At 43.4% G+C, this 12417-nt stretch carries 9 protein-coding genes; 3 read left to right on the forward strand and 6 right to left on the reverse strand.

What is annotated here, in order from left to right; genetic code table 11:
• Window positions 1–8: 8 nt before the first annotated feature.
• Both EXZ60_RS00400 and EXZ60_RS00405 read right to left on the reverse strand, forming a co-directional pair.
• Window positions 9–1244 (reverse strand): zinc-dependent metalloprotease family protein, encoded by a 1236-nt coding sequence (locus tag EXZ60_RS00400; RefSeq protein ID WP_019283053.1) that lies wholly within the window; start codon window positions 1242–1244, stop codon window positions 9–11.
• 55 nt (window positions 1245–1299) lie between these two features.
• Entirely contained in the window at window positions 1300–1956 is a 657-nt protein-coding gene (locus EXZ60_RS00405) for a hypothetical protein (protein WP_277435094.1), read from the reverse strand.
• A 1177-nt stretch (window positions 1957–3133) separates the two neighbouring features.
• Here EXZ60_RS00405 and EXZ60_RS00410 point away from each other — a divergent pair.
• From EXZ60_RS00410 to nhaD, 3 genes are all read left to right on the forward strand, one after another.
• A complete protein-coding gene (locus EXZ60_RS00410; RefSeq protein WP_013868258.1) occupies window positions 3134–3577 on the forward strand; it encodes a DoxX family protein in 444 nt (147 codons plus the stop codon).
• A gap of 482 nt (window positions 3578–4059) precedes the next feature.
• Complete coding sequence (locus EXZ60_RS00415) at window positions 4060–5364, forward strand: dicarboxylate/amino acid:cation symporter (protein ID WP_258428556.1); 1305 nt, start codon at window positions 4060–4062, stop codon at window positions 5362–5364.
• Between the two features lie 178 nt (window positions 5365–5542).
• The gene (gene nhaD, locus EXZ60_RS00420; RefSeq protein WP_277435095.1) at window positions 5543–6982 is read left to right on the forward strand and encodes a sodium:proton antiporter NhaD; all 1440 of its coding nucleotides are present in this window, start codon (window positions 5543–5545) and stop codon (window positions 6980–6982) included.
• Here nhaD and EXZ60_RS00425 read toward each other — a convergent pair.
• The 4 genes from EXZ60_RS00425 to EXZ60_RS00440 all read right to left on the reverse strand — a co-directional run bounded on the left by EXZ60_RS00425 (window position 6979) and on the right by EXZ60_RS00440 (window position 11820).
• Complete coding sequence (locus EXZ60_RS00425) at window positions 6979–7908, reverse strand: Gfo/Idh/MocA family oxidoreductase (protein ID WP_277435196.1); 930 nt, start codon at window positions 7906–7908, stop codon at window positions 6979–6981. The two genes, nhaD and EXZ60_RS00425, sit on opposite strands and share 4 nt — an antisense overlap.
• 105 nt (window positions 7909–8013) lie before the next feature.
• Window positions 8014–8544 (reverse strand): MltR family transcriptional regulator, encoded by a 531-nt coding sequence (locus EXZ60_RS00430; RefSeq protein WP_010319258.1) that lies wholly within the window; start codon window positions 8542–8544, stop codon window positions 8014–8016.
• 61 nt (window positions 8545–8605) lie between these two features.
• Complete coding sequence (locus EXZ60_RS00435; protein WP_094133868.1) at window positions 8606–9754, reverse strand: mannitol-1-phosphate 5-dehydrogenase; 1149 nt, start codon at window positions 9752–9754, stop codon at window positions 8606–8608.
• Window positions 9755–9870: 116 nt separating this feature from the next.
• Complete coding sequence (locus EXZ60_RS00440; RefSeq protein ID WP_277435096.1) at window positions 9871–11820, reverse strand: PTS mannitol transporter subunit IICBA; 1950 nt, start codon at window positions 11818–11820, stop codon at window positions 9871–9873.
• Between the last annotated feature and the right edge of the window lie 597 nt (window positions 11821–12417).

Raw genomic sequence — 12417 nt, forward strand, 5'->3', positions numbered from 1 at the left:
GCAAACCTTTATTCAAAGGATAAGCGTGCCGAATTTAATACACCAGTTAAACCTTGATAGTGATCCGCCACGACTAAACGCCACTGGCCTTGCACGTTCATTTGTTGCATTCCGCTGAGTGTAAAGCGAACACGATAAGCCGTGTTGCGATCATACTGGTTATACGATTTTAAGTTCCAATAGCCACCATCAGGTGCATACAACTTGACTGAAACATCACCCACAAATGGGTGTTCAATATTAAGTTGAATAGTGGCCGTTTCCGCATTTCCTTGATAAGTTACATTAATCGGAAGTGCTAACTCTCCTTGTGCATGATCGGGAATGGCAAAAGGCCCTTGTAAATCATAGATGGCTTGTTGGGGCGAAGTCGGTTCAGTGGGTGACGTTCCTCCGTCATTACTCCCATCTGGACGTGCATAAATCGCCGCAATGTGTGGTGCGCTCAGGCCAATCGCTCGCACCGAGTTCGCGTAGTCAGTGACACCACATGCTTGACCTTTACACACTTTGCTTGGGTTAGAGAATGTGTAAGAACGGCTATGAATACCAAATAAGAAACCATAGGCCATGGTCGTCGCAAATTGGCCTTGAACCCCATAACCATACGCATCTTGCTCTGTACCATTTGAAAGATGAGGTTCGCCATTGTACTGTTCATGAGCATGGTTCAAGCCCAAATTGTGGCCTAATTCGTGAATAAACGTATCATCGCCACACTCATTCAAATAGCTATGACTGTACATTCTAGATTGCGCATAACGCGCACTATTGTTCCAATACGCGGCAGGGATTATCCATGCTAGACCACAGCTCAGCATGTAAGTACCATTGCCTTTATCTTCATAATCAGGAGAATTTTTAATATCTAGATTACGAAACAGCGCCACCATATCCGCGCCAACCTGCTTACGATATTGCTCAATATCGGCAAACGCCGGATCTTGTTTATTGCCGGGAGTAATCGCATCAAGCGCCTGCTCTTGCGATTTTTTCAGCCCTCTTTGCGTATCGTATTTTACTTCTTTCGTGCCAATTAAGTTGACTTTGATGTCCAGACCACTTTGACGCAGAATTTCATTTCCCACGTTAAATCGGTGCTGGATTTCAGCCACGTGATCTTGCTGAAACCACTCAGCCGTGCCGGGTGTATAAACACCTAGAATATCAATTTCTGTGGTTGCGCTACTCGGTAACGCATGCGTTGCTAACACCACGGCTAATGCCAATGACGCTATTTTCATAAAAAACTCCTACATTATTTATTTTATTAACACACAAAGCCGTGCGTTTGAGGTATCAATGGCTGGTCGAGGTTTCGTCATAGCCATGATTCGGTGGTACTCGGTAAACCCATGCTTCACTGCCGTTGCCTTCAAGCTTCACTTGACCACTGGGATGACCAATAAAACCAAGTATTGCCGTTTTGCCGAAAGTGAATGTGGCCGGGTAAACTTCCCCGTCGAGTTCAAACTGCCCAGACCAAGTCCGGACGCCTTCATTCTGAATTTCTGATGAAGTGACTTGGATATTGACTGGCTGGTTATCAGGCATAGTGACCGTGACAGCATCGCCCGTTGCCAGAACTCGGAATTGTTCAATATTTTCGATTTCGATCGCTTTGATTTCCGTCACTGCATCACTTTTTGGCCTAATGGCTTGCAACGCTGGGCTTGGGTTGATGTCGTGCCATACTTCATCAACGGTTTGCGCCGCAAGCATGCGCTCTTTAGTGATAGGCTCTGAATTCAGAGCAGAACGAGCATCTCCTGCGCTCGATGCATCTTCTCGTGGTAGCTTCATCAGTTGACGCTCATCAGCAACTGTTGCGGCTTTAAAATCAGTATCCTCGTTATTATTCGGTGCTTTTTGGGCAGGCACTAATGTTAATGAACTATGGCTAATGTAATATTTACCAACAATGAGACCGAATATTACTAATAACAAAATGGTCATTATCTTAACTTTCAAACTTTATATCTCCGACAATTAGATGTGGCATATATATAGATACATAAGATGTATGAATACAATTAAATAATGTGATCTTAAGTCAATAAAGTTAAGGTTAAATATAATCAAACTTTATAGATTTGAATGATGATCTAATTTTCAAAAAAATGAACGCAATGCGCTAAATAAAATATCAAGCCAAAAGAAAAACAATAATCCGTAATTAATAAATTAGTTATTATCGTTTGATGGCAATAAACAGAGAAAATTAAAGAAGAGATGGTACTTTTGATAACGGCGAGTCTTATGAAAAAGGCACTTAAAAGCGCAAAAATACAGTTTAGGCTGTCTATGACTAAACAACTTGAAGTTGCAGGTCGATATGGTAAGTGAGCACCCCATAGCAATAGCTAAAAGCGTAGCCAACATCGCTACAGCTACAAGTGGGAAGGAAAAACCTTCATTCTCAACGCTCTTTAATCTATGGCTGAGCACTTTGCTGGAACTGCAAACCAACTAATTTGGTATTTTTTCAAAACGTAATTCACTATTTACCCTAATAACCAAAATAAGATATTTATCTATTCGGACATAAATCTGATTATTTCTTGACATTTATTCCATTATTTTAATATTTGCACTTTTTATAAACCATCGGAAAGAGAAAACAGATGATGAATGACATTGTAAAGAAAGATATAGCTAACGCCCCAAAGGTAGCCCGTTTACTTTAGTAACCTTCTTCGTTTTTTAATTCATTATCTGCTCCTTTGAAAAGACACTACTATGAAGTACAGGTCAATCCGAATACTATTAGCGTCCGTATAAATGATAATATTGTGTATAACTAAACAACTTGAAGTGGCAGGTAGGTTGGAAAGTAAGTCTCCCCCATGAGCATAGATAAACGATTTGATGAAGTGAGCGAACGTAACCAACACCGCTGCAGCTTCAAGTAGGAAGGGGATATCAGACGATCAATCGACATGATTCATCATAGATAGAAGGTCACAACATTCCCCGCGCTAAGAAAAGTACTCGATAAATCTTGTTCAATTTTTTCGAACTTAATCATCAAACGGAGTGAGTTATCTCAGGTTACGAATCACTCTACACTGGCTCCAACAGCTAGGAAGCCGCTGAGCACCTACTACCTTTTAATGAATCTGAGGACACTTTAATGAAAGCACTATTGAAACAACTAACCACATCAACTTCTGGATTTTCTGCGCTTGCGCTTCGTTTCCCAATTGGCATCATTTTTATGGCGCACGGTGCGCAGAAACTCTTTGGCTGGTTTGGAGGATATGGATTAGAAGGCACTGGTCAATGGATGGCTTCAATTGGCTTAAACCCAGGTGTGCTGATGGCATTTTTAGCGGGTAGTGGTGAATTCTTTGGGGGCCTATTCATTTTGCTTGGCTTACTAACTCGCCCTGCCGCCTTGCTTCTTTCTATTACGATGATCGTCGCAATCGCTTCTGTACACTTAGGTAACGGCTTATTCATGGCTAATAACGGTTATGAGTTTGGCCTTGCGCTGCTTGCAGCCAGTGTATCGTTGGTTTTCTCTGGTGCTGGCAAATTGGCACTTGATAACTGGTTAAATAAAAAGCTCGCATAATCTATGCCTAAGGCCAGCATACCGTTTCATTGAAGGAGGCCAAGCCTCCTTCAAACGTTAAAATTTTCAGTCGATAACATTCAACTTAGTATCACTTTCCTTCCTTTCTCTACTTGTGTTGCATGCCCTTCTTTTTATGCTACATAAAAGTGCCGTTGAGACCCTATTCATATAAAGCAACCTTAATGGGTAAATATGCAACCAAACGAGCTTAAAATTGAATGAAAACTAGCGAATTACCATTAGATGAGAATAGTGATATTTGTTAACACAAAAGACTCATGTGTTGCCAAATGATAAAAAATAAAAATTTAAAACCAAAAATAGGTTATTAAAACGTAAAGGATGGGCGATTTTAAGTGATAAAGATCACAGCAATTAACCGTTAACATTATTTTACTTTTTGATTTGCACTCAGCCCTGCTAACCTGCGGCACGCTTTGAAATGATGTCGAAGTGCATAAAATAAAGGAGTGTTCACAATGAATACCAAAAAACCGATGTCGCTTACCGGCCGTGTTATTTTAGGTATGGTAGCGGGTATTTTGACTGGCTTTGCCATTCGAGCCCTATTTGCTGAAAACGGATTTGTTGACGCGTATATCGTTAACGGCTTATTCGATGTTGGCGGAAAAATCTTTATCGCCAGCTTAAAAATGTTAGTTGTACCCCTCGTGTTTGTTTCTCTCGTTTGTGGTACGAGCTCACTGAAAGATCTCACCACACTTGGCCGCATGGGCGGTAAAACCCTAGCCTTTTACATCGCAACCACTGCGATTGCCATCACACTGGCACTGACAATGGGCACTGTGTTTCAACCGGGGTCCGGAGCCGATTTAACCGCAGCAAGCTCATTCCAATCTGCGCAAGCCCCTTCTTTGGGCCAAGTGTTTATTGATATGTTCCCGACCAACCCAATCAGCGCGATGGCAGAAGGTAAAACACTGCAGGTCATCGTCTTTGCAGTACTATTTGGCATAGCCATCAGTGCCGCGGGTAAACCGGGCGAGCGTATTGCGGGCGTTTTTAATGACTTGAACGAAGTTATTATGAAACTAGTCGCCTTGTTGATGAACCTTGCCCCATACGGCGTATTTTTCCTGATGGCAAAACTGTTCACCAGCCTTGGTTTAAGTGCCATTTTGAACCTCGCAGAATACTTCGTAGTACTGACGGTTACCCTGCTGCTACACGGTTTTGTCACCTATAGTTTGATGTTGAAAGGCTTTACTGGTTTAAGTCCAATCACCTTCTTCCGTAAAATGGAAGATGCCATTATGTTCGCTTTCTCTACAGCCTCTTCCAATGCGACTATACCCGTCACCATGGAAACGGCTAAAAACCGCTTAGGGGTTGATAACAAGATAGCTTCTTTCACCATTCCGCTAGGTGCGACCGTTAACATGGATGGCACAGCGATCATGCAAGGCGTTGCGACAGCATTTATTGCCCAAGCGTTCAATATCGACCTAACCATGGGTGACTACGTGATGGTCATCCTCACGGCAACACTAGCCTCTGTTGGTACAGCAGGCGTTCCGGGTGTTGGTCTTGTCATGCTAGCGATGGTGCTAAACCAAGTCGGCTTGCCACTAGAAGGTATTGCTTTGATTATGGGTGTTGACCGCTTATTAGATATGATCCGCACCGCAGTCAATATTACTGGTGATAGCTGTGTGACTCTTATTGTGGCGAAAACAGAAGGCGCGTTAGATGAAGCTCGCTTTAATGATCCACAAGCTGGCGTGAAAGAAGAAGAAGTCCATTTAACAAAAGCTCAAGCCTAACTTTCTTCACTTCCACTAATCAAAATCAAACCCTGTTGCTATTGCTACAGGGTTTTTCTTTATTCGCTTTACAGGTCAAGAATAAGATTAAAAATCAAGTAGATCAGAGCTATCTCACACCGAGCTATCTTCAATAGATCTAGAATTTTATCAGCCTAACTTTCTAGGAGTGAACACAATGATACCTCGACGCACATGGCTTCTTTTGTTCTGCACTTTACCCTTTCCTTCAGTCGCTCTCGCTTCCTCTAACGATATCGATTCGTTAGATCTAACACACTCAACGATTGGTTATGCCTCTTTAGTCATTTTTACTCTGGCATATACTTTGGTCATGATGGAGGAGTACCTTAAGCTACGAAAGTCTAAACCTGTGTTACTTGCAGCTGGTTTAATTTGGGCCATGATTGGTTATGTTTATCAGCAGTATGAATTAACCGAGATTGCCAAAAACGCGCTAGAGCATAATTTGCTGGAATACGCCGAATTATTGCTGTTTCTGTTAGTCGCGATGACCTACATCAGTGCAATGGAAGAGCGGCGATTATTTGATGCATTACAAGCGTGGATGGTGGGAAAAGGTTTTGATTTTCGTGCTCTTTTTTGGATCACGGGGCTGCTTGCATTTTTCATCTCGCCAATTGCCGATAACCTAACCACCGCGCTGTTGATGTGCGCTGTCGTACTAAAAGTGGCAGGAAACAACCCACGTTTTATCAACATTGCTTGTATTAATATCGTCGTAGCGGCTAACGCCGGAGGCGCTTTTAGCCCTTTTGGAGACATCACCACCTTAATGGTTTGGCAAGCGGGCCATGTGCCATTTTCACAGTTCCTTTCTCTGTTTCTCCCTTCTGTGATCAACTACCTTGTTCCTGCATTGCTGATGTCATTTTTTCTGCCCAAGGAAAAGCCAACCACCCTGCATGAACATGTCGAGCTTAAACGTGGAGCCCGCCGTATTGTCGTACTTTTCATGTTAACCATTGCTACCGCCGTAGCATTCCATGCTGTGGTGCGCTTTCCACCCGTGATGGGCATGATGATGGGGCTTGCTTACTTACAATTTTTTGGCTACTTCCTCAGGAAAACCTTACCTACTTCGCTGGCCAAAAAAACCGTAATTGCGATTGCAAATAATGACGAGGCCGCCCTAAAACGTATTGGCTCTGTGGTGCCATTCGATGTCTTTAAGCGAGTTTCACACGCCGAATGGGATACGCTACTGTTTTTCTACGGGGTGGTCATGTGCGTAGGAGGGCTAAGCTTACTGGGTTATTTAGGCTTGATCTCGGAAGTGATGTATAGCCAATGGAACCCCATATGGGCAAACGTGATGATTGGGTTTCTTTCGGCGATTGTCGATAACATTCCCGTCATGTTTGCAGTACTGACGATGGAGCCCGATATGTCCACCGGAAACTGGTTGCTCGTCACATTAACAGCGGGCGTCGGCGGCAGTTTACTCTCGATTGGCTCAGCCGCTGGAGTGGCTCTGATGGGCGCTGCACACGGCAAATACACCTTTGTAGGCCATCTAAAATGGACACCGATTATTGCAACAGGCTACGCCGCAAGTATTGGTGTCCACTTACTACTCAATCACGCTTTGTTTTAACGAATTTGCTTCGCAATATAATGACACAACGCCTCTGCCAGCTGGTGCGAGGCCAAGTTGCGTGCCACCACTTCTGAAGCCAGCTTTCCGCTGTTTATCACGCCAATCCAATCGTCAATCATGGCGCTAAAGCCTTTACTGGTCAGCATTGGCGTCCAATCTTTTAAACTAAGGGCTTGCTCTTGCCCTTGATGCCAACGTTTTCCTTGTGTAAACGAGTCAAACTCAAAACCTTCATTCACAAAGCTCGCGCTGACTCGCTCAGCGGTTATGCCAAACTGGCGATTCATTGAGGCATGCAGCAAACTTTCGCCGTGTTGCCATTGAACATCCAAGCGGGATAACTGACCTTGATGCTGCTGGTAGGTAATATAAGCATCATCCAATGTGGCTTTAGCATTCACGTTTACGCTGTCTAGCGGATGGATAAAATCATCAAAGATAAAGGTGCGCACATCACCGGGCAGATCATAGCGGTGCTTTTCCCAACGAAGCGAACGTAAGTCGTTTCTATTACCAGTTTGCACTGCATTTAGGTGTTGGTTATAGAGCGGAATATGACGGCGATTAAACCCCACATACAAAGGTTGACGATGCTTTTCTGCAAGATCATACAACATTTCACAGGCGCTTGCGCTGTCGGCTAGCGGCTTATCAACAAAGGTTGGAATTCCGTGTTCAAGGAAAAATTGGGCGATTTGAGGGTGAGCCGAGGTCGCCGCATGGATCATAACCGCATCAACGTTATAGCCAAGTAGCTCTCGATAATCCGTGCAATTCTCTGAAATGCGGTAACGCTGCGCTAGTTGCGTAACAAGAGCTGAATTACGAGTACAAAATACCAATTCTAAATCTGGGCGCTGTGTGATGACCGGAAGATACGCCTTTTGCGCGATATCACCTAGACCAATAATGCCAATTTTCATCATCAAATCTCTTTTCGTTAGATGAAGGTTAGGCTAACACAAGAAGATTAAAAAGGGAGGTGTAGAACTCAGTGAAAAGGCAATCCTTGCCTGTCTGGGATGAGGTTAAAATGGGCTCTCTTTGTTCAGCTCATTGCAAATTTCGACAATCGCCAATGAGAGCCCGGATTTGATGATTTGTTGCTGACGCTGAAGTTGAAGCTGGTAAAAATCCAGTTCAATGTCGCCATCCGGTTCCAATACTTCCAACTGCACCATGCCCATTTTGGCCACCAAATGGAGCTTTTTTATCGGCACCAAAATTTTCGGGTCGGTGAACTCGTATTCAGCACCATCACTATTGAGTTGATTACGCAGTTTGATGATATCTTCAATATCGTGATAAACATCATCAGGTAATACCCCAAGGCCAAACAGCAGTTTTAGCCTGACAGACAAGTTGCCGAGTGGTCCAGAATCTTGCAATAGAGGGCCAACTACTGATTGGACAGCGAAGTTATCTTTGCGAAAAATGCGTTGCATTAATGCGTCAATCGCCTCATTGAACACTTCAACCGTCGTAATAAAGAATCCGCGCACCGAATGGGCACTATTCAGTCGTTCAATTATATCGCTTTCGTTAATTCTATCTGCCATACGCTGTACTAATTGTTGTTATAAAGGGAGGGCATTAGCGCCCTCCAAAGTATTTATGTGATTAAAGCTGTTTGTAGATCGCTTCAATTTGCTTAACCTGCTCGCTCTGCTCATCTAACCCTGTGTAATGGGCTAGTGTTTTACATACGCCATATTGGTTCAATGATGTTTGAAGCTCGACCGCTTGAGGATCGCTGTCGTTGGTATACTTAAGGGCCGCCGCAATCCCTTTCAATAGCATTTTGTTTTCAACACCGTACTCGATTGTACCGAGTAATGGCTTGATTAATCTATCATTGGGGCCTAATTTTCGTATTGGCTGACGACCAACGCGATCCACTTCATCCACCAAATATGGGTTGGCAAAGCGGCTCAATATTTTTTCGATATAAGCGGCGTGCAATTCAGGGTCAAAACCGTAACGACGAATGAGTACTTCACCGCTTTCGTGCATGGCTTGCTTCACTTGCTGACGAATTGCAGGATCTTCAATTGCTTCACGAATCGTCTTATGACCACTCAAACAACCCAAATAGGCGGTAATGCAGTGCCCAGTATTTAGAGTGAAGAGTTTACGCTCAACAAAAGCCATCAGATTATTGGTTTTTTCCATCCCTTCAATGTTGGGGATCTCACCTTTAAATTGCTGTTCATCAACAATCCATTCGCTGAAACTTTCAACCGTCACGGCCAACGGGTCATCGTTCGCGGCTTCGACAGGTGGCACAATGCGATCCACCGCGGAATCAACAAAACCAATTAACTCATCGGTTTTAGCATGCAGCGATGGGTCTAGATATTTATACACTTCGCCTTTCAGGTGTGTTGTACCGCGCACCATGTTTTCACAAGCGATCACATTGAGTGGCTGTTCATTGCCCGCTTCAAATCTTTTGGTGATGCCTTTGGCGATCGTTTTCGCAATGATATCAAGCACTGCAGGGCCGACAGCTGTAGTGACTAAATCCGTTTTTACAATGCGATCAATCACATCATTACTGGCTGAATTCACCGCAGTGACATGAGTGACAGTATCAATTTTGCACTCAGAACCCACCACCTTTACTTTGTATTCTTGACGATGACTCAATTGATCGACCAAAGGTTCATTGACATCGGCAAAAGTCACTTCAATGTCTGCATCGGCCAATAATTTACCAATAAAACCACGACCAATGTTACCCGCGCCAAAATGTACTGCATTTTTCATAATCTTACCTACCAAAAACTTATCTAAAAGAGAAAAGAGCGCTTAATGCTTCAATTGAGGTGAGGTCAGCAGTATAGGGGAACAGCCGACCTCGTTTTGCCTCAGGAGCAAAAGCGTTACGCTGCTTGGTTACCCGATAGGATGGCCAAGATATCGCTCACGTCTCTGGTTGAGGTGAGCTTCTCGATAGCATCAGGCTCATCGAGTGCGTTGGTAATGGCGGTAATAACTTGAATATGTTCATCATTTTTGGCGGCAATACCGATAACCAGTTTCGCTACGCCATCTTGGTCGTCCGTAAACTGCACACCAGCAGGATATTGGCAAATCACAATACCCGTTTTAATCACACGGTCTTTGGCGGCGACGGTGCCATGAGGAACGGCAATCGATTCTCCAAGATAAGTGGATACCATTTTCTCACGTTCAAACATGGCATCAACATACTCAGGCTCCGCATAGCCAAGCTCAACTAACTTATTGCCAGCGAAACGAATGGCTTCTTCTTTATTAGCGGCATTCAAACCTAAGTGAATGTTTTCTTTTTGGATTTGAAAAACAGACGGTTTTTGAATTTCAAAGCTGTCGTCATTCGCAGCGAGGATGGATACTTTAACCACATCGCTATCATTCGCCGCCTTAGGGCGTTGAGCTGCCAAAAGCTTAGTCACAAGCTGGTTGTACATTTCACTGTCTAAAAAGTTGCTCAGTGAAATATGCTGTGCACTGGGTGCATGTGTGCGTGCGCGGCCAGTCAGGTCTTTATGAGTAATCACGATTTCTGCGTTCTCCGGCAAACTATTGATGGCAAGGTTAGTGACGTGAATCGCTAAGCCCGCATCTTTGATTTTTTTACGCAACATGCTTGCGCCCATTGCGCTTGAACCCATACCCGCATCGCAAGCGACAATAATGCTTTTCACGTTGGCTAAATCAATATTGCTTTTTTGAGAAGCCGTCGTCACATTGCCCTTTGCGCTCGATTTCATCTCTTTCATTTGTGATGTGGCTTTTTCTAACGCCGCTTCATCACCTTCTTCCTCGGTGCTGCTCTGTGCTTTCATCAATAATGATGCAACGGTAAAGGACACACCTGCCGCACCAAATATTGAGCATAATACGCCAACAATCGATCCTTTCTGTGTCATCAGTAGCACTGCAAAGATAGAGCCAGGAGACGCTGGAGAAACAATACCTGCATTGAAGAGAGTCAAAATGAACACCCCTGTCATACCACCAGCAATCGCTGCAAGAATCAGACGTGGATTCATCAGTATGTATGGGAAATAAATCTCATGGATGCCGCCGAAGAAGTGAATGATGGAAGCGCCACCAGCTGTTTGACGTGCTGTACCTTTACCAAACACCATGTAAGCCAACAAAATACCGAGACCAGGACCAGGGTTTGCTTCAATTAAGAAGAAGATTGACTGCCCCATTTCACTGGCTTGTTGAATACCTAACGGTGAGAAAATACCGTGGTTAATCGCGTTGTTAAGGAACAAGATCTTCGCGGGTTCAACAAAAATAGAGGTGAGTGGTAAAAGGTGTGCTGAAACTAGGAAGTTTACGCCTGCGGCTAAACCACCAGAGAGCACTTTGACAAATGGCCCAATAAGGTAAAACGCCAAGATTGCGCCAAGCATACCAATAATGCCTGCCGAGAAGTTGTTTACCAACATCTCAAAACCGCTTTTTACTTTACCTTCAACACGTTGGTCAAAGGTTTTGATCGCCCAACCACCCATAGGGCCAACCATCATGGCTCCCATGAACATGGGGATATCTGTTCCGACAATCACACCCATTGTGGTGATGGCACCGACAACAGCGCCACGTTCTCCACCAACCAATTTACCACCCGTGTAACCAATCAGCAGTGGTAATAAGTAAGTAATCATCGGCCCAACCATAGATGCTAACGTTTCATTCGGTAGCCAACCTGTTGGGATAAATAGTGCGGTTATAAAGCCCCACGCGATAAACGCGCCAATGTTTGGCATAACCATGTTAGATAAGAAGCGACCAAAATTTTGTATCTTGATCTTTGCATCTGGTGATATCATGTGGATTCCCCGTTCGATGTTCTGATGAATATTGTTGTTGTAACGGTTCTGCGAAAAACCGTTGATTGCTTAGTACACAATCAATTTACCACACAATTTCATTCTGGAACTGACGACGGGTTTTTCGTGATCAGCCCCTCATAAATCCTAGCTTACAAATCATTTCTTCGTGATCATGGTCATTAAATTGACATGTAAATTTACAACAAAAAACAAAAATACAACTTGTCAACAATATTTAATCGATCAATATCATACTTTTTGAATTTTAACTTTTGATAAAAAAGAGATTCAAATCACAATCTAACTCTAATTATTAAAAATTAAAGAACCTAAAGTGATAAACATCACAATTACATCTTTATTTCACTAATCAAAATAAAGCCACCACTTCCATATTGTCTATTTTGTAACTTATATACACAAAACCATATTAATATTAGCTCATACATTAATATGGCTTTTTTTACTAACAACATCGGATCTTCTTCTAAAAGCAGGCCAAGGATACGCTCCAATTCACAAACCGAACAATAAGAGGTGGGACGAGTATAGCCTTACAACGCAAAATGTTTTGACCCTGAGCATTCCCTGTTA

Source organism: Vibrio sp. 1151_11, assembly GCF_029478525.1.
Classification (GTDB): Bacteria; Pseudomonadota; Gammaproteobacteria; order Enterobacterales; family Vibrionaceae; genus Vibrio; species Vibrio anguillarum.

Excerpts from the sequence above, each read along its gene's own strand:
- EXZ60_RS00400 (WP_019283053.1), bottom strand. The coding sequence starts at position 1,244 with ATGAAAATAGCGTCATTGGCATTAGCCGTGGTGTTAGCAACGCATGCG.
- EXZ60_RS00405 (WP_277435094.1), bottom strand. The coding sequence starts at position 1,956 with ATGACCATTTTGTTATTAGTAATATTCGGTCTCATTGTTGGTAAATAT.
- EXZ60_RS00410 (WP_013868258.1), top strand. The coding sequence starts at position 3,134 with ATGAAAGCACTATTGAAACAACTAACCACATCAACTTCTGGATTTTCT.
- EXZ60_RS00415 (WP_258428556.1), top strand. The coding sequence starts at position 4,060 with ATGAATACCAAAAAACCGATGTCGCTTACCGGCCGTGTTATTTTAGGT.
- nhaD (WP_277435095.1), top strand. The coding sequence starts at position 5,543 with ATGATACCTCGACGCACATGGCTTCTTTTGTTCTGCACTTTACCCTTT.
- EXZ60_RS00425 (WP_277435196.1), bottom strand. The coding sequence starts at position 7,908 with ATGAAAATTGGCATTATTGGTCTAGGTGATATCGCGCAAAAGGCGTAT.
- EXZ60_RS00430 (WP_010319258.1), bottom strand. The coding sequence starts at position 8,544 with ATGGCAGATAGAATTAACGAAAGCGATATAATTGAACGACTGAATAGT.
- EXZ60_RS00435 (WP_094133868.1), bottom strand. The coding sequence starts at position 9,754 with ATGAAAAATGCAGTACATTTTGGCGCGGGTAACATTGGTCGTGGTTTT.
- EXZ60_RS00440 (WP_277435096.1), bottom strand. The coding sequence starts at position 11,820 with ATGATATCACCAGATGCAAAGATCAAGATACAAAATTTTGGTCGCTTC.